The sequence below is a fragment of the Croceitalea sp. MTPC5 genome, from assembly GCF_036985505.1.
Classification (GTDB): Bacteria; Bacteroidota; Bacteroidia; order Flavobacteriales; family Flavobacteriaceae; genus Croceitalea.
Genome location: NZ_BTGQ01000002.1, coordinates 956,744 through 974,496, shown reverse-complemented (window position 1 = coordinate 974,496; position 17,753 = coordinate 956,744). Strand labels below are relative to the sequence as shown.

21 protein-coding genes are annotated in these 17,753 nt (G+C 40.1%); 13 read left to right on the top strand and 8 right to left on the bottom strand.

Annotation, left to right across the window (positions count from 1 at the left end; genetic code table 11):
• The first annotated feature begins 111 nt into the window (after window positions 1-111).
• Genes AACM45_RS09580 through AACM45_RS09570 form a run of 3 tightly spaced genes read left to right on the top strand, consistent with a single transcriptional unit; the run spans window position 112 to window position 1,127 of the window.
• A complete protein-coding gene (locus AACM45_RS09580) occupies window positions 112-255 on the top strand; it encodes a hypothetical protein (protein WP_339142311.1) in 144 nt (47 codons plus the stop codon).
• Complete coding sequence (locus tag AACM45_RS09575; protein WP_339142310.1) at window positions 242-877, top strand: hypothetical protein; 636 nt, start codon at window positions 242-244, stop codon at window positions 875-877. The genes AACM45_RS09580 and AACM45_RS09575 overlap by 14 nt, the downstream gene beginning before the upstream one ends.
• A complete protein-coding gene (locus AACM45_RS09570) occupies window positions 861-1,127 on the top strand; it encodes a hypothetical protein (RefSeq protein WP_339142309.1) in 267 nt (88 codons plus the stop codon). Before AACM45_RS09575 ends, AACM45_RS09570 begins: the two co-directional genes overlap by 17 nt.
• On the opposite strand, the gene AACM45_RS09565 is transcribed toward AACM45_RS09570, so the two are convergent.
• Window positions 1,096-1,536, bottom strand: a complete 441-nt coding sequence (locus AACM45_RS09565) for a helix-turn-helix domain-containing protein (RefSeq protein WP_339142308.1) — start codon at window positions 1,534-1,536, stop codon at window positions 1,096-1,098. The genes AACM45_RS09570 and AACM45_RS09565 overlap by 32 nt on opposite strands.
• A gap of 206 nt (window positions 1,537-1,742) precedes the next feature.
• On the opposite strand from AACM45_RS09565, the gene AACM45_RS09560 reads away from it, so the two are divergent.
• The 6 genes from AACM45_RS09560 (at window position 1,743) to AACM45_RS09535 (ending at window position 6,863) form a co-directional block, all read left to right on the top strand.
• Window positions 1,743-2,033, top strand: coding sequence for a hypothetical protein (locus AACM45_RS09560; RefSeq protein WP_339142307.1), 291 nt, complete (start codon window positions 1,743-1,745; stop codon window positions 2,031-2,033).
• Window positions 2,034-2,045: 12 nt separating this feature from the next.
• Window positions 2,046-2,750 (top strand): response regulator, encoded by a 705-nt coding sequence (locus AACM45_RS09555; protein WP_339142306.1) that lies wholly within the window; start codon window positions 2,046-2,048, stop codon window positions 2,748-2,750.
• A 138-nt stretch (window positions 2,751-2,888) separates the two neighbouring features.
• Entirely contained in the window at window positions 2,889-4,820 is a 1,932-nt protein-coding gene (locus AACM45_RS09550) for a hypothetical protein (RefSeq protein WP_339142305.1), read from the top strand.
• Window positions 4,821-4,870: 50 nt separating this feature from the next.
• Window positions 4,871-5,437, top strand: coding sequence for a hypothetical protein (locus AACM45_RS09545; RefSeq protein WP_339142304.1), 567 nt, complete (start codon window positions 4,871-4,873; stop codon window positions 5,435-5,437).
• 120 nt (window positions 5,438-5,557) lie between these two features.
• Window positions 5,558-6,175, top strand: coding sequence for a hypothetical protein (locus AACM45_RS09540; RefSeq protein ID WP_339142303.1), 618 nt, complete (start codon window positions 5,558-5,560; stop codon window positions 6,173-6,175).
• A 58-nt stretch (window positions 6,176-6,233) separates the two neighbouring features.
• Window positions 6,234-6,863 carry a hypothetical protein gene (locus AACM45_RS09535; RefSeq protein ID WP_339142302.1) on the top strand — a complete coding sequence of 210 codons (630 nt, stop codon included), beginning with the start codon at window positions 6,234-6,236 and terminating at the stop codon, window positions 6,861-6,863.
• A 30-nt stretch (window positions 6,864-6,893) separates the two neighbouring features.
• Here the strand turns inward: AACM45_RS09535 and AACM45_RS09530 are convergent, their stop codons facing one another.
• Both AACM45_RS09530 and AACM45_RS09525 read right to left on the bottom strand, forming a co-directional pair.
• Entirely contained in the window at window positions 6,894-8,279 is a 1,386-nt protein-coding gene (locus tag AACM45_RS09530) for a mercuric reductase (protein ID WP_339142301.1), read from the bottom strand.
• A gap of 191 nt (window positions 8,280-8,470) precedes the next feature.
• Window positions 8,471-9,448, bottom strand: a complete 978-nt coding sequence (locus AACM45_RS09525) for a phosphotransferase (RefSeq protein ID WP_339142300.1) — start codon at window positions 9,446-9,448, stop codon at window positions 8,471-8,473.
• A 303-nt stretch (window positions 9,449-9,751) separates the two neighbouring features.
• Between AACM45_RS09525 and AACM45_RS09520 the strand changes: the two genes are divergently transcribed.
• On the top strand, window positions 9,752-10,120 hold the full coding sequence (locus tag AACM45_RS09520; RefSeq protein WP_339142298.1) for a hypothetical protein: 369 nt from the start codon (window positions 9,752-9,754) through the stop codon (window positions 10,118-10,120).
• A 53-nt stretch (window positions 10,121-10,173) separates the two neighbouring features.
• On the opposite strand, the gene AACM45_RS09515 is transcribed toward AACM45_RS09520, so the two are convergent.
• Together AACM45_RS09515 and AACM45_RS09510 are read right to left on the bottom strand one after the other, a co-directional pair.
• Window positions 10,174-10,629, bottom strand: coding sequence for a thioredoxin family protein (locus AACM45_RS09515; protein WP_339142297.1), 456 nt, complete (start codon window positions 10,627-10,629; stop codon window positions 10,174-10,176).
• Between the two features lie 62 nt (window positions 10,630-10,691).
• On the bottom strand, window positions 10,692-13,046 hold the full coding sequence (locus AACM45_RS09510) for a TonB-dependent receptor (RefSeq protein ID WP_339142296.1): 2,355 nt from the start codon (window positions 13,044-13,046) through the stop codon (window positions 10,692-10,694).
• 73 nt (window positions 13,047-13,119) lie between these two features.
• Between AACM45_RS09510 and AACM45_RS09505 the strand changes: the two genes are divergently transcribed.
• Window positions 13,120-13,776, top strand: coding sequence for a metal-dependent transcriptional regulator (locus AACM45_RS09505; RefSeq protein WP_339142295.1), 657 nt, complete (start codon window positions 13,120-13,122; stop codon window positions 13,774-13,776).
• Window positions 13,776-14,597, top strand: coding sequence for a ZIP family metal transporter (locus tag AACM45_RS09500; protein WP_339142294.1), 822 nt, complete (start codon window positions 13,776-13,778; stop codon window positions 14,595-14,597). The genes AACM45_RS09505 and AACM45_RS09500 overlap by 1 nt, the downstream gene beginning before the upstream one ends.
• Before the next feature lie 3 nt (window positions 14,598-14,600).
• On the opposite strand, the gene AACM45_RS09495 is transcribed toward AACM45_RS09500, so the two are convergent.
• Window positions 14,601-15,161: a Crp/Fnr family transcriptional regulator gene (locus tag AACM45_RS09495; protein WP_339142293.1), complete on the bottom strand. Its 561-nt coding sequence runs from the start codon at window positions 15,159-15,161 to the stop codon at window positions 14,601-14,603.
• Between the two features lie 93 nt (window positions 15,162-15,254).
• Here AACM45_RS09495 and AACM45_RS09490 point away from each other — a divergent pair, with 93 nt between their 5' ends.
• On the top strand, window positions 15,255-16,427 hold the full coding sequence (locus AACM45_RS09490; protein ID WP_339142292.1) for an MFS transporter: 1,173 nt from the start codon (window positions 15,255-15,257) through the stop codon (window positions 16,425-16,427).
• Between the two features lie 253 nt (window positions 16,428-16,680).
• Here AACM45_RS09490 and AACM45_RS09485 read toward each other — a convergent pair whose 3' ends face one another.
• Both AACM45_RS09485 and AACM45_RS09480 read right to left on the bottom strand, forming a co-directional pair.
• Complete coding sequence (locus AACM45_RS09485) at window positions 16,681-17,151, bottom strand: hypothetical protein (RefSeq protein ID WP_339142291.1); 471 nt, start codon at window positions 17,149-17,151, stop codon at window positions 16,681-16,683.
• The gene (locus AACM45_RS09480) at window positions 17,148-17,750 is read right to left on the bottom strand and encodes a thiamine phosphate synthase (protein ID WP_339142290.1); all 603 of its coding nucleotides are present in this window, start codon (window positions 17,748-17,750) and stop codon (window positions 17,148-17,150) included. The genes AACM45_RS09485 and AACM45_RS09480 overlap by 4 nt, the downstream gene beginning before the upstream one ends.
• Window positions 17,751-17,753 lie beyond the last annotated feature (3 nt).

The following is a 17,753-nucleotide window of genomic DNA, read 5'->3' as shown; positions in this document are numbered from 1 at the left end:
AAAGCTTAAAGAGTAAGGGTTTTCATTACTTTTTTATCGGTTACAATCCTTATTTTGGGGGCTTGCTTCGTATTTTTCGTACAAACAAGTATTAATTAACGTACGAAAATTATGAAAGCAACACGAGTATTTTTTATGGGAATGTTACTAATGGGCCTAGTAAGCTTGGGGGCCTGCGAAAAAGACGAGGATACGACTTATGAAATCAATGCTATCGACAAAGAAGAGGTTGAAGAACCTGATGACCGAGATTAAAATCAAGAAGATTGTTATTATTTTGGGTGCTGTACTTGCTTGTACGGCACCCTATTTTCATATGATTTTTCCTAAAAAGTCCGTTAAAATCATTGCTCTTGAATCAAGGTTTAATAATGAGGAGATTACAGAATCTCAATTTAATTATCAGCTTTCAATTTTAAAGAAAGAATTTAAATTCATTGGTTTTAGTAGCCCCCGAAAGTTCTGGTTTGCTATCGGTAAACCGATTTTTATGTTGTATTTGGGATTATTTCTCTTTTTCATTTTTCCCTATATCAATGATACTCAACTTAGGGGTTCAACCAAAATATTGGGAATCCTTTCGACCCTAAGTGCATCTTATTTTATAGTGTGGACGTTGTGGTATAGAGGAGATTTTCCACGTCATTGGTACTACATCTGTATTGGGCTATTTTCTATTGCTTCTACTTTTATGGCTTATGCAATTATTAATTTTAGAGAAAGTCTGAGTATAAAAATATCTCAACTGATTCGCTTTATCTCCGTGGATGCCTATTTTAAATATATCAAACACGAAGATAGGGATGCGTACCTACAAGACTCCTTTACCATTTATGATCAAATCACCAAATCGAAAAGCTATGGCAGCAAAAAATAATCCTAAAAAATCGACCGATGAACTTTTTGAAATATTATCACGTTTACACAAACATGGGTTTCTAGACAAAGAGGAAGCCTATTTTGACATCATCAAGCAAGAGATCTTGAAGCGGGAACAAAAAGAGATTCAAAAATTAAAGAAGGAACTTGACGAACTGTCGAAACAACGGTTTAAGAACAAAAATGATTTTTTTGGGTTTTTAGAACGGCTCTTGCCTAATCTTCCCCCGTATCCCTCAATTTCTTGACGATCAGTTCGTAGCCCTTGCGTTCAACGATGCTCTTGAAAACTGGGTTTTCCATGAGGGCCGCTTCATTATGGGCCACGAAGACGGCCAACTCGTCCAGCTTTTTTTTCTTGACCGACTCGGTATAGCCCATGAATTCATCTTGGCGCGGCACCGTCACCTCTTTCATCAGCCCTTTTTCATGCCAAAGCCAATCGGTACTTATTTGATGGCTTTGATGTAAAAACTGCATCATGGCCTCTAAAGAAGTGGTATTGGGGTTCTTTACCTTTCCATTCAGTATTTTGGAGATACCGACTTCGCTCAAGGCCGTGTGCTTGGCAAACTCATATGCGGTTATTTGAAAATCAGCCGCTACCTCGCGAATGCGCCGTACTATATTCTCTTTATCCATTTTTTGTATGGCCATGATGCTAAATCGGTATGCAATAGTTTTGTATTACATAACTTTTTATGTAAATTCACTTTAAAATGTGGGAATAACCCCAAAAAACTACAAGGTAATTTGGTGTTTAAGACAACGTTTATACATAAAGGCCGTTGCAGCACACCGTTACCCAATAGTCTTAAATGTACGAAATATAGGTATTTGAACCCTTACAAAAATCATTCGCCATGAAAATTTCAACGGACATTATTAAAGTATTTGGTTTGGCAAAAGAAGGTGTAAGCTTTTATTTAGACAAAAGGTCACAACTCTATTGGTCTAAAGACGGCATACGGCTTGAAGGTATCGCTACATTACCATGGGAATACCAACTGCCTTTTTACCTTCGGTTCTTACATAATGATGAACTCGCCGAACGTTTTAAGAAAATGGAAATTTTAGGCGCTATCGATATATTTATCAAAAACCACTATTTTTTTGACCAACACGGCACCTTACAGACCAATTTTGTAGGGTAAAAATCTTAGAGCATGGTATCGACCCTAACCCCACCGCCGGGCATAAAACCCTTTCAAGTTTTGATCGTAGAAGACGTACCGATCATATGCCAATACTATCAAGGCATGTTCGTTACCCTGCGGCATGAGGGCGCACCCTTTTCAGTAACCGTGGCTCCTACTTTCGATAAGGCGGTCGCGGCGATGGACAGGGCCTTGGCCACGGGTAGTTCGTTTGATTTGGTGCTGCTCGACATTCGGTTACGCGACACCGAAAAGCAAAAGACCGAAGATGGCGAAGCCTTGGGGAAACAGCTGCGACAGAAAATGCCCGAGACCAAGATCTTGGTCGTTACGGCGCATGACAACAATTTTAGGTACCATACCATTTTACGGCACATACGTCCCGAAGGTTTTATGCTAAAGTACGAATTGAACGATACCGAGTTTGCCAAGGCCATCACCTCGCTGATGGCCAATAAAAACTATTACGGGGCGAGCATCACAAAGTATATGAATGCCCAAATGGGCCTGGCCGGCACCCTTGACGATATCGATCGTAAGCTATTGTTTCTCTTGTCAAATTGCCTTACCACAAAAGAGATCTCAAAAATGCTACCCCTCTCCCCCTCTGGCATCGAAAAGAGAAAACGGAACCTGAGTGCCTTCTTTGGTTTGGAAAACGCCAAGACGGTAAGCCTGATACAGGCGGCCAAAGCACACGGCTATTTAGATTGAAATCTAAAAAGTAAGGTTTTTCATTACTATTTTTACTATTTTTCGTATAAATAATTGGATTGAGGATACTATCTTACCTCTAAATAGTTTGCCATTTCTGGTATTATGTATGGCAATACCTAATCCAACCGTACAATTATGAAAAATTTTATCTTACTGGTAGTAGTGTCAATTCTGTTTATTACCGCATGTTCTGATTATAATTTGAAAGAAGAACTAGACCTGAACTCAAATGATGATCAAGAAATCGCCGAACCTAATAACCAAGCTTTACTTCAATATGGTAAGACCTCAGCCGATAAAATACCAAATGTCATACAGAACCTAGAAAGGTTTACGGGAAAATCATCTAAGGCAGGTAAAAGTATTTCGTATCAAGAAACCTTAATCGATATGAGTACCATAGAATGGGTAATCGACAATACTACGGAAGAGACCAACTATACTTTCCCCATTTATATTGAGGGCACTTCAGACAATGAATTCTATAATTTGATCATGACGGTAAGCCAAGAGGGAGAAGTACTCCATCCCTATGTTAGAAGGTATGTCGTGGCTGAACATGCATTGGCGGAATACCGGGCAAGTGACTATGATTTTGGTAAGTTTCAGGGCAAATTTTACACCTATGACTTTTATGACTTCTTCGATGCATTTGAGTTCGATGGTAAAGGGAAGACTTCATTTAAAATGCCTCCAGATTGTAATGAGGATGGTTCAGCGGTTGGAGCTACATCAAGTTCCCCTATTGAAAATCCGCACTTGATTCAAGATGATTGGTATCAACTTTGGGGTCCAGAAAGTACTATTCCCACGGGCTCCATCAGTTTTTCTAGTTTATGGGAAAGTTATACGGTCTATACGGCCGGATCGTATCAAAACTCAGGTAGTTCATCGCAATATGAAGAAGCAGTCCAGACTTCGGGTCAGGGCGTTGTTTTCTTGGGGTATCAAAATCCAATAGCGCCTTACGTGACCTATACGAATACCACATTTACCTCATTTAATGTCACCTCAAACCAATCTTCTGACGGAAATAGTTTTGTTTTGGGTCCTGATGTATGTACGACACGGGTCAATATTACCGTTACCTTTTCAGATGGTAACGGTATAAGTATAACATATTACGCCGATTGTGAGGCTATAGGCCCGATTAATAAATCTGGGGGTTCTTTTAATGCCAAGTCTGGTTGCGATGATGGCCCTACCCAGGTAGTTGCCATTAACAAACGCACCTACGCCAACTTATTCAATCGACTTTGCCCAGATACCAACTCCACTAGTTTTTTAGATTTGATTGCAGACTATGGGAATGCGACAGCACTGAGCAATTATCTTACCGAAAAGAATGTACAATGTGCTGATAATTCGGCTGAAAAAGCTTTTGCCCTGGAGGCTATGATAGCCTTTTCACAAGGCTCAGAAGTTGATTTTGAGAACGAGATTATTAGAGATGAATCTTTTTTAGGAACAAAAGCAGATTGTGTTCTAAGCGAATTACTGAATCAGTCTGGTTATTTTCAAGATGTTATGGATGCTTTTACTTCTGATAACAGTGATTACAAGATTAGGTTTACGGTTGGGACTGTACAGGATGGCGCAGATGCCCAAACCAGTGAGCCCGATGAAAATGGAATTATAACTATTACATTTCGTGCCTCTAGTGCCGAAGCAAGAGATTTAGAAGTCGCTGGATTGCTATTACATGAAGGAGTACATGCCCAACTATTCAGAGTTTTATCTTCTGGAAATAGATTAGACTATAATCTGACTGAGGGTGATTATAACTGGTTAATTGAACTGAATGAATGGTGGAAAAATGAATCCAATGTACCAGCGCAAACTGCACAGCATGATTTTATGTCGGTTAGATACGTTAACCCCATAGCAAATGCTGTAAGAAAATTTGATTCATTTAACTACTCCCTAAATCATTATATGTATTTTGGTTGGGAAGGATTATATGATGAGGGGAGTAATAGGGGTTTGATAAATACATCTCAGTTTAATGAATACAGTATTTTAGCACAAATACCATTAAACGACAATCAAAGCACATCATGCGATTGAAACAATTTTTAGTGTTACTTTTTGGCTGTTTGCAAATGTTTCATAGTTGTATGGACAAAGAAACTGGCAATCCGGAGGTTATTCAAGCGTATATCGAAGAATATGTCAATAATCGAACAAATGACATTCGATTGTATGACCCACCACCACCACCAGAATGGAAGGATAGCCTACAGCACAAAGGAAGAAGAAAACATGATTCCGTTTTACAGAATTTAAAAATACTTAGGGTCTATGTGAATCATCACGTAGCATATGATACCATAATTCCTGCTCACAGGAAATTTAAAGTGGACGATGACTTTATGAAAAAGCCTTTAGTAGTGAACAAGGGTTTTCTTTTGGATCATACCGCTTTTTCCAAAAAAGATGGAATCATGTTAGCATTCATTTCAAGTGATGAATTTTTTGAAAACTATGAAGAAAATCAACGTAAAGAGGGTTACGGAGGTTTCTTCAGTTTTAAAAATCTGTATTACTCTAAAGATGGGAAAAAAGCCATTTTTGAAATGAATTTCTACAAAAGAAAAATGAATGGAAGCTCATCTGTCATATATGCAGAAAAAGATGATGACGGAACCTGGAAATTTCAATCTGAGCTAAAATCAATATCTTAAAGACGGGGATAAAATAATTGGAAAGGCATTGCACAACACTTTTTTGTCATTGAATTATTGAATCAAAAGAAATTGCCACGGATCAGAATATAGCCTCAGCTATTCAAAATTTGATATAAAATGAACTACAAGGAGAGGTGTTTTCGGTGGGTCAAAAATGCGATTAAACCGATTTTGGTGCTTATGCTTATGAGCAGTTGGACGTATGCCCAACATCCACCATCTTATTATGAGTTGTTGGATAAAGTAATGGCCAAAGACACAATATTGAACGAGGCTTATAAAAGATTGATTCCATGGAAGATAGAAAAAGGTGCTATGACCAAGGAAGATTCCATTCGGTTTGTCGGCGCAATAAAATCAAGGAGTCCAAAGCTATTCTATAAGACGGTCAATAGCGCATTTAAAAAAGCAATTCGACAGAATTCCAGACTTTTGGAAAAACACCTGCCCACGGCCGTAATCACTGAGCTGGAAATGGCCGTACCGATAGAAGAGACCCAAATGGATCCCAATAAGATTTCGAAAGCATTCGGGTTGTTCAAGAAACCAATCTCACTTCCTCCCAAGCATTATTTTAGTGAGGCCATTAAACTTGATGACAGCGAATGGGATTATACGCTGTACCATTCGTTGGTAATGGGGGTTAATATAGTCCATAGTTATTTTATAGTATATCGAATTGATGCGAAGGGAGAATTACAGATCGGTTATTTGCGAGTCGGGGGAATTAGTTGAGCTTTACATAGCGTGGTCCATCATTGTTGCATCAATCACCATGAACCTATAAATGCATATGAAGCTACAGGCACTGAAATCCTTTTCATTGGAACTCCTTGTAATTAAGCTGTTCTTGTTCAGTTTTTTTATGAGTACATCTTTATCGGGTCAAGACCAACCTAATGGGTATTATCAACTGATCAATAAGGTCGTTCTTGAGGACCGAACTTTAGATGAATACATGTCAGAATTGATTACGAGAAAAATGAAGACCGGTGAAATAAGCTTTGAAGATTCAGTGACCGTGGTAAACAAAATAAGCAACAGACCACTACGGGTACATAATCAAACCGTAAATGCCTATATGAGGGCTGTTCTTGAAAGGAAACATCATAAAAGGATAAACCTTTCCATGGCTCTAGCTCCCTATTCCATAGAAGCTATTATTAAAAGGGTGCCGTATTCTGAATCTTTATTGGATAGTACGCAATTGGATGACCGAATTCGACTCATTAAAAATAAAGGAAGATTTGAGCGAGGTCATTATTTTAGTTTTCCTGTGGAATTGGATAAAGCAGCAAAGAAATACTTGGTATATCATACCGTAAATTCAGGATATCGAAAATATCTTGTTGAATTTTTGATGTATACGATACGGAATGGCGAAGTTGCTACCTTAGAAAAATATATCGTGAATCATCATTAGCTTTTGAAGCTACTTATTATAAAAATAATCTTAATCCCTATTTTTTTCTTGCACTTCTTTGATACCATCTAAGACCCAAGGCATCAATTCAGAAACCGTAGGATGCACCAATACCACCTTTCTATAATGTCGACACGGAATGTTCGAATGCATAATCGTGGCAAACATATTGATGATCTCATCACCACCAACCCCTAATATGGAGGCCCCGATGATTAAATCGGTCTCTGCATCGACCAGTAGTTTTGCAAAACCCTTTGTTTCACCCATTTCTTTGGCCCTACTGATCTTGTTCATCGACCTTGTGGCCTTTAAAACCTTTATTCCTTTTTCAATGGCGGCTTTCTCCGTCATACCGACCCTACCCAATGGGGGATCCGTAAACAAACCGTAGATCATGATCCTGCCATCGAGTGTCCTATTTCCACCAAAGAGTTTATCCAAAACGATTTCGGCATCGTTTACCGCCGTATGGGTAAAGCCGCCATGGCCATTTACATCGCCTACCGCATAAACGCCTTGTACTGCCGTCTCACAATAGTTGTCCACCTCGATATAACCTCGTTCATTTGTTTTTATTTTCGTGTGCTCAAGGCTTAATGTGTCGCTGTTGGGCATTCTTCCGGTTGCGACCAATAGTTGATCACCGTATAAGGTTTTGACCGCTCCATCCACCACTATTTCAACCTTTTTTTGGTCATTGGTCTCTGTGATCTCTTTGGTGGTGGCATTGCAATACACGGTAATGCCCTCTTCCTCTAGAATTTCCCTGACCGCGTCGGCGACATCGCCGTCTTCCCGCGGCATCAATTGGCTGCCCCTCTGTATAATACTTACCTTGGCACCAAATCTTCTGAACACTTGTGCAAATTCAGCGCCAATATACCCGCCCCCGATGATCAAAAGGTGTTCGGGAACGTTTTCTAAATTAAGTAGACGCGCACTGTCAAGCCAATCTACGGTGCTTAGGCCGGGTATCGGTGGTGCTGAAGGCCTCGTGCCTACATTGATGTAGATATTATCAGCGGTGTAGGTCTCACCATTTACCGCTACCTGTTTATCATCCGTGAATTTAGCACTACCAAAAATCAGGGTTACATTCGAGGTATTTTCCATCCAAGATTTCAATCCATCACTACTGCCATTCCTGATGCGGTTCATACGTTCCCGTACCTTGGCAAAATTCAAGTTGAGGTTACCGGTGTCGAACCCATAGAAATCACCCCTGTTTGCTTGATGAAAAGCCTTTGCCGATGCCACTAATGTTTTGGTCGGGGTACACCCATAGTTTACGCAACTACCTCCAACCTTATGGGCCTCAATAACACCAATAGCGGTTTTGGTGGGGATCAGTTTGCCTAATAAAGTGCCTGTTGCTTGACCGGTTCCGATAATGAGGTGATCGAAATGTTTCATTGTTATCATGATTAAGTACGAAGCGACCAAAGGGTCGCAGGGTATAATGTGTTCGTTATGTCATTGACCGCCCAACAACCAATGATAAAATGTACCAACCTAAAATGGCTGTCGACCTAGTACCCTAAGGTAGTGAATTACTATTTGATTTTTAAGAAATTGATGTAGCGCTATCGATTCAAGGTCTATTTTTAGTGGGTATGGTATTCCACCCAAGATTTTAATTTGCCCACATACATCTTGAGGTAATTTTCAGAAAGAAAAATATTTGACCAGTCAAAACGTTGGGCCTGTACACCTAGATAGAATATAAATACCGCCACGCCCGTTTCGGGTATTAGTTTTAATTCATCATTTGACAACTTTAAGATGCTTTGATAACCACTTAAAAAACTATTCTTTTTTTGTTCATATACTTCTTTAGTAGCTTCAATATGAAATAATTGTTTGCAGAAATAGGCAATATCCAAGACTTGCCATCCATTTCCGCAGAAGTCGAAATCAAATATCGTTATCCCTTGTTTATCGCTTACATTTAGATTGTCATACCAAATGTCTAGGTGTACAATGCCGTTTTTGATGCCATTCCTATTGGTTTTTTGAAAAACCTTATCCATTTCTGCACTGGTTTTTTTGATGAACTGCATTTCAGGCAGCCCTTCGGTAAAAAAGGGTTTTAGATACTCGTACGGTTGGTTTAATAATGTATCCCTATCGTAAGTTATCCTGTCTATGGCCTGATTCAGGGTAACCTTATGTATTTTGGCCATTAACACACCGATTGCAAAACAAGTTTGCTTATCGATAAACCGAGTTTTTTTACCTTCTGCAAATGAAAAAAGTACCGCATGGCGTATACCTTCAGGGGCATTGATCTTTTGAATGAATTCTCCGTTTTTGTCTTTAATAGGAAAGGAAACACCTAGGGAATTCTTTTTTAAAAGATTTAATAATTGAATTTCTTGGGAAATTTCAGTCTTCGATCTCCAATTATGAGTGTACACCCGTAATACATATTTAGAAGTGCCGTCACCAACAAAATAAGTATGGTTGATTCCGGTCCTAAAAAGCTCGCACTGATAATTTTGATTCAGTTCGTATTTGTTTTTTATGAAAACACCTAATTCTTTAGCTGAAAGTGTGGAAGCGGTAACTGGAAAAGATGTCATTTCTATAATCAGGATAAGGTTTCAATGGAATAATTTGTCAACTTATCGAAACAAGTTGTCACAAAAGCGGTCTAAAGATAACCGATTGTGAAATTCTAGCTGTTGCAATGAACACTGTTTATGGTGCTGGGTCGATTTCGCCTCATACAAGGCACGGACCATGCAAGGTTTGCGTTGAGATTTAACCTGTAAACGCTTAAAAGGAAAAATGAACAACCTATCAGGAAAAATGGCTCATCCCTGCCTTTAGGGGAGGACCCATCTTTGCATTGAACATAAATCAATAATTAAAAATTTAAAATTATGAGCTTCATCACAAAAAAAATTCACGCATTCTTAGACTATCCCGTTGCTATCGCTTTAATAACATTTCCCTTTTTATTGGGATTGGGTAGTTCAAACCCCTTGGCTTTGTACATTTCAGTGGCAACAGGTATAGCAGCACTTGTTTTAACCATATTGACGGATCATGAGACTGGGGTGTTCCGAGTTATTCCGTATCGTTTTCACTTAATCGTTGATTTTTTGGTTGCCGTCGTGTTTCTTTTGGTGCCTTTTATCTTTGCATTCAAGGGCTTAGATGCCTATTTCTACTGGATTAATGGTGCAGCCGTTCTTTTTGTGGTCGCCCTGCACAAATCAGAGAAAAAAGTATTGGCACCAGTAGGGTAAAGTTGAAATTTTAGTCCCATACCTGTCGTAAATCGCAGGTATGGGATAAACTATCATTTGTTCAAGGCGTTATAAAGTGCCTTGGGTGATAGGTAGGTGAAATAACGATCGGTCACTTCAAATTGTTCGTTAAGTACGACCATGGCCGGTAATGTAAATGGTTTACCTTTTCTACTAGCAAGTAGTCGGGCAATCTCATGGGTCGGGTTCCTTTTTTGGCCAACTTCCTTATTCATAAAAACAGTTCCCCCGAAGTTTATTTTAGCCGTAGTTTCAGCATTCATTTTAACTGCATAGAATTCAGCGTTGAGCTTGGTAACAACCTTGGTGTCTTTAAAAGCCGCAGCATCCATCTTTTTGCAATAGGCACACCAATCGGCATAAAAACTAATGAATACTTTTTTAGGTGCAATGGATAGGGAGTCTTCCAATTGTTCAAAAGTTAGCCACTGCACACTGGTATTTTGTGCGTTGGCCTGATGCGAATAGAACAAAGCGAAAAAAGCCATTAGCAGAAAAAGCCTTTTCATAGAGTATGTACGATAGTAATATGTTAAAATACGGCTACTCATTAATGTAACTTACCAAATTTTAGGCCCAAAAAGACTGCCCTGGGCATGTCGGGGCCATATACATAATCAGAATCACGAGTAGGGCCGATATCAAAATCATCTTGATAGCTGTTAAAAATATTGGTCACTCCACCTGAGACGGTAACCATGAAAGATTCGTTGAAATCAAAATGTGCTTCGAGCTTAATGTTCATGTCAAAGAAGGCGTTAACTTCATTGAGCTCTAAAAAACCAGTTTCACTGATTACCCTAGGTACTGTCATCTCTCCGGTATAGGTACTGGTTACGTCAACGTTAAAAGCTTTGCTCGGGATCCAAGAAGTATTCAGGTAACCATAAAAATTAGGAACACGTACAAATTCGTCAACGGCAATATCAAATTCCCCGGGGGTTCCATCACTTTCAAATAATAGTTGTGGCTCGTCGTATTGGGTACGTTGAATTGTGCCGCCCAATTGAAAACCCCATTCAGGATCGGGAGATACGCCAAACTCAAAATTGGTTCCAAATACCGTAGCTCCAGAACCATTTCGTACCTCTTCTAAAATAGAACCATTTTCCAATACTGCGCCTGTGCTTACTTGGGTAAACGGGTCTTCTAAAGTGGTATGGAAGCCTTCCAATAAAAAATCCAATTGCACCAATTTAATGTTTTTGGAATAGTTCAAAGAGCCTGTGAATGCATTGGAGAATTCGGTTTTCAGATCATCGGCGAGGATAACGAATTGGGGCTCGCCGCCAACACTCGAAATATGTAGGTCTTCATTGAATGCCTGTGGGGCTCTAAACCCTCTGGCATACCCGCCCCTGAAACGAAGTTCGTCGGTAATGCGGTATGATAGGGTCACTCTTGGTGAGAGGGTTGTCTGGCTTAAGTCAACCGTTCTAGCAATTCCACCTATAGTATAATTACCGTCAACGCTAACGTTGTCTAATCGAGAGCCAATCAAGGCCGTAAACTTATCTGAAGGTTTCCACTCGTATTGGGCATAACCGCCAAGCGTATTCACACTTTGATCGATAAGACGATTATAACCCGGTATTCGATCTTCAGTGCTGTTCAAGTTGTATTCCACACCAGCCGTGAATACGTCATTATTAGAACGATTTTTGGTAAACTGAAGGCCATTGACCCAAGCAAGATCCTTGGTGGTTCCGAAAGCATTATTTGCCAAGATACTATCCTGACGGGTACGTTCACCACCTAAGCCACCATAGAAGCTGTCCCTATCGGTATAAGAAGCAGAGGTGTATACCTGGATTTTTTGTGAATTATCCTTACTGCTAATTTCATAATCCAGTCCACCGATAAAAGTATTGTGATCCAATTCTTCTGTAATATCGGTAAACTGTGGTGCCAGATCTAATCGGTCTCCCCCACGTCTATACTCCCTGATGGCGTTGAGGTTTACCGATACCCGACTTCTGTCGGTAGGTCTTAAAAATGCCTTGCCACCAACGGTGGTGTTACGCAACTCGACCAACTCGGTAAAACCATCGTCATTGGCGTCATAGGCGTCCCGGTTTCTATAGGTTCCGAAAAGGGTGAATCCACTATTGAGATCATCGGCAACTATGGCGCTGTTAAAATTAACTATGCGATCAAGGGCCTGCCCGTCAACAAGGGAAAAGTTGCTGCCAACTTCCCAGGTGTTCAATACCGGATCTTTGGTAATGATATTTACCGTGCCGGCGATGGCATTTGAACCATAGAGTGCCGATCCCCCACTACGCACGACTTCTACACGTTCGATGATATTGGTCGGAATCTGTTCTAGGCCGTACACGCCCAATAAGGAAGTAAAAATAGGCCTACTATTCAATAGTATTTGGGTATAGCCACCATCAAGACCGTTCAAACGAACCTGGGTAAAACCGCAATTCTGGCAGTTTGTTTCTACACGTACCCCTGGTGAAAAGTTTAAGCCATCTGCCAAGGTGATGGATTGGGTAGCGGTCAATAAGCGGGGTTTGAGCGTAGAGACCACTACGGGGGCACTACGGCGTTCCACACGGTTTCTTGTGGCGCTAATTACTACTTCCTCCAATCCTAAAATATCTTCTACCAATTCAAAATCAAGGGTGCTTTCACTGTTGGGGGCAATATTAATTTCTTTGGTTTGGGACCGATACCCTTGGGCCTGTACGGCAAATAGCAGGTTTCCTGGGGAAACGGTTATGGTATACGTTCCATTTTTATCCGCTATGGTACCATCTGAAGCATTTTTTAAGTAAACACTGGCAAAAGGCACGGGTTCACCTTTACTGCTTATGCTTCCTGAAACAGTCACTTTTTGGGCAGAAAGTGTACTCATAAGGAAGAAAAACAAGAGCGCAAGTAGATTTTTAATCATCAAAATTAAAATTTAGACAAATCTAAAAATATGTTTTTATAAATAAAAATGTATTTTTGAAAAAAGTATTTTTTTGACAAGGGCCGAGGAAAATTATATCAAGACCATTTTTCATTTAGGAGGAAACAAAGCGCAACTTATTTCTACCAATGCCATTGCTGAACAGATGGAGACCAAACCTTCATCGGTTACCGATATGGCTAAAAAACTGGCAGAGAAAGGTTTGCTGAACTACATTCGTTATCAAGGGGTTTCATTAACTGATTTAGGCAGCAAAACAGCACTTTCAATTGTAAGAAAACACCGGTTATGGGAGGTCTTTTTGGTTAAAAAATTGGACTTTACCTGGGATGAGGTGCACGAGGTGGCCGAACAATTGGAGCATATCAAAAGTGAAAAACTGATTGACAAGTTGGATGAATTGCTTGATTTTCCTAAATACGATCCGCACGGTGATCCCATACCAACCAAAGATGGGCAGTTTTTAGAACGTGATAAACAACTGCTGAGTGAAATGCCCTTAAATGTTAAAGGGATATGTGTTGGTGTAAAAGATACCTCAGCAACTTTTTTAAAGTTTTTAGATAAGAATGCTATTGCGCTCGGCAATGCGATTCAAGTTTTGGAGAAAGAAGATTTTGACGATTCACTTCGAATACAAATAGGGGATAGGCAAATGCAAATTTCCAATCAGATAGCAACCAACCTTTACGTTAAAAAAGATAGTTAATGGAACAGGTAATCAATTATTTTGAAAGTATAGACCCCGTATTGGCAGCACTTTATGCTTCATTATTCACGTGGGGCTTAACTGCTTTAGGCGCAGGATTGGTATTCTTCTTTAAAACGATGAATCGGGCCGTACTAGACGGTATGTTAGGCTTTACGGGTGGCGTTATGGTTGCCGCCAGTTTTTGGAGCCTACTGGCCCCTGGCATAGAAATGAGTGAGGGAGAAGGTTTTGTGAAAGTGATTCCAGCCGCTGTTGGATTTTTATTGGGTGCCATTTTCATTTATGGATTGGACAAGGTTTTACCACATTTGCATATTAATTTTAAAGAGAATGAGGCCGAAGGGGTGAAGACCCCGTGGCGAAGAACGACTTTGCTCACTTTGGCGATCACATTGCATAACATTCCCGAAGGGCTCGCCGTTGGCGTTTTGTTCGGAGGGGTAGCCGCAGGTTTTGATGGGGCAACTATTGGTGGTGCGGTAGCTTTGGCTCTTGGTATTGGGCTCCAAAATTTTCCTGAAGGTTTTGCCGTAGCGATGCCGTTGCGCAGACATGGGTTAAGCCGAACCAAAAGCTTTATGTATGGCCAAGCGTCTGCCATGGTAGAGCCTATTGCCGCAGTTTTAGGGGCTTGGGCCGTACTTACTTTTGAACCTATATTGCCCTATGCACTTTCTTTTGCGGCGGGCGCCATGATATTTGTGGTTGTTGAAGAGGTGATCCCCGAAACACAACGTGATAAGTACACTGATGTGGCCACCATGGGCTTTATTGGTGGGTTTATCATTATGATGACCTTAGATGTAGGTTTGGGTTAAAGGTTACCCCAAAATTTTAATGGCCCTATTTAAACTTCGTAAGGTGACGCCCAAATAATTGGCAATATCCTTTTTTGAAATTTTCTGCAGCAAATCAGGAAATTCTTTCAACAGTCGTTTTAGATTGACTTCCAACGCATGTGACTGGTGATACGAGTGCCGTAGTGCCGTATACCTGATTTTTGAGGCCAGTAACTTGAGCACAAGGGAATTGAATTTTGAATCGTTATTTATGAGATCCAGAAATGCTGCTTTCGGTATTTTATAATATTCAATCGGGGTAAGTGCTTCAATGGTGCAAAAACTGAAATCATGTGTAAACATTTCAAGTTCGCCAAATACCTCACCGGCTCCAAAGAATTCTTGTATGAAGTCCTTTCCGGTATCCTCGGTCAAATAACATTTGGCCAGGCCTGCCTTAACGACGTAAACAGAGAATACCGTAGTTTTTTCCGTCACGATTTTTTCACCAACACTTGCTTCTTGTTCCGTTATTGCGCTGAGCCCATTGGAATCTTTCAATGTAGTGACGTATTCTAAAAATTCCTTATTTACACGTATCATTTTAAAGCTGTGGACAAATGTCCTTTATAATTTGGGAAAGAGGTTCTTTCTTTAAAGAAATTTTAATCCAATCGAAAGATACAATCCAGATAAATGAATAAAGGCAATAGCATTTATAATTTTACATTCGGGAAAGTCTGTTTAAGCTCGTTATTGTTTTCCGCCAGTTTCAATATGTTGATTCCAGAATTACCGGCATACTTATCCGGCTTAGGCGGTTCCGCATATATTGGGCTGATCATCGCCTTGTTCACATTGACCGCTGGCGTATCCAGACCTTTTAGTGGCCTGTTAACGGATAAAATAGGGCGGAAGCCGGTTATGGTTTTTGGGGCATTGGTATGCGTAGGTTGTGGATTGCTATACCCAATTTTAGGTACCGTGGCCGGATTTTTGTTTCTACGGCTGGTGCACGGGTTTTCTACTGGCTTTGCCCCAACTGCGTTCGCAGCCTACGTCGCGGATATCGTTCCCAGTAATCGGTGGGGGGAAGCTTTCGGAATACAAGGGTTGTTCTTTACCAGTGGATTAGCATTGGGACCCGCTATCGGGAGCTCCATCAAATTATGGTATTCTTATGAGGTGCTTTTTTACTGTTCATCGGCCATGGCTTTGATTGCTATTGTTTTGGTCTTAAGATTAAAAGAGACCTTGAAGGAGACCGTTCGATTTAAAATATCCCTTTTGAAAATCTCAAAAAACGATATCATTTCCATGGCAGTATTCACTCCTGCTTTGATCACGTTTTTAGCGTATTTTTCTTTTGGAATGGTGCTGACGTTGATTCCTGATTGGAGCGATTATCTGGGCATTAAAAACAAAGGAAGCTTTTTTATCGCCTTTACGGTGGCTTCTTTGACCATCCGTTTTTTGTCAGGAAGGATGTCGGATAAACTGGGTCGTAGCATCGTAAGCACTATGGGTCTTTTTGTGCTAATGGGGGCATTGATCTCAATGGGTATTTTTAAGACGGCTACAGGTCTTATGGTCGCCGCAATTCTCTATGGATTGTCCATGGGGATATTATCTCCGGCTTTAAACGCCTGGACCGCTGATTTGAGCCCCGCTGAACAACGCGGTAAAGGCATTTCAACCATGTTCATTGCCCTTGAAATGGGTATCGGCTTAGGAGCCCTTTTATCTGGGTTTTATTATCGTGGTGCACCACAAAATATTCCGATAACGATGTATGGCTGTGCTTTTATGGCCTTGATAGGATTTGTTTTTTTACGCTTCAAGAAAAATAGTCCATTTAGACCTAAATAACATAAGTTTGATGTAACGGTCGGTCCAAAAGAAAACAAATGTTAACCAAGACAGACCGTTGTCACCCCGAGCGCAGTCGAGGGCTTGAGAAAATGTACATTTAAAGAGGTTTCGACTGCGCTCAACCTGACATAAGTCTATAAATTGCGAGAAACCAAATAAATGACAGGTTTCTCATGTTGAACTCACTTTAAGTAGCTTTTAAAAGGACAAGCGGCGATTTTGTTGCTTTGAACTACGATTACAGATGAGCCTACAATTCGTCTAGCATCATGCCATAATCATATTGCAAGTCTTCATGAAGTAGCTTGATTTTTTTAGCAATGTAGGTCAATTGCCGCTCGTATAGATTGGTCAAGGTTGTGTTTCTATTTATTGAAGGTTTAAAATCTTTTAGCTTTTGACAAAAAAAGAGTAATAACTCTACTTCAGTTGCTTTGTTTCCCGAATAGCGAATGTACTTTTTGAGATTTCGAAGAATTTTTCGGACACTCTTTTTAATGTAGAAATAACTCGCAGTGTTGATCTCAGAAAACAGTTGGTCAACTTCTTCTTTTACGGTTTCGATATATCCCTCTTCATCGTCGGCCTCAAAAAGCAAATAGGTGAGCAGTTCCTTATTTTCTTTTTTGAATTTTGACAGTCGAAGGCAGAGTTGTAACAATTCCTCCGGATTTCGATGCTGGAGTTCTTTTTTTAGTTGTATTACCGTAGCTGCTTTCATGATCTTATATGGTTTGGAAAAGCATTTTGTATGGCTCTAAATTCTTCAATAGGGTTTTGGGCGTTCCATATGCCTCCCAAAGTGCCTACCCCGGTAAAACCTAAAGTAAGTGCATCGACAGTGGTCTTGGCATTAATACCTCCCATACCAATAATCTTTTTTAGAATATGTGAAACTTCAAAACCACGTCCTTCATATCCTGGTTTAGAAATAGCACCAAAGACCGGACTTAACATGTAGTAATCAAAATTGAGGGGTTGCGCCTCTAAGTCTTCAACTTCATGATAAGAGCTACTTACCTTGAATCCATTATTTTTAAAATGAACTAGATAAGCTTCCAAATCAGCTCCTTTTTCACGCCATTTTCGTTCTTCGAAATGAATGCCTTTAAGCGAAAATGCTTCCGCAAGTTCATGATGGTTATGGATCATGATTCGATTTAAAAATTTAGAATCGATTTGTTCTAGATACGCTTTGTACTGGTGTATGGTATACCCTGGTTTTCGAAAGTGGTAATACTCTAAACCTGCTTCAAATAACTGATGAAGTAATTGCAATTCGTTGGGCAAATCGTTTTCTGGCGAAATTAAAATGACCATACT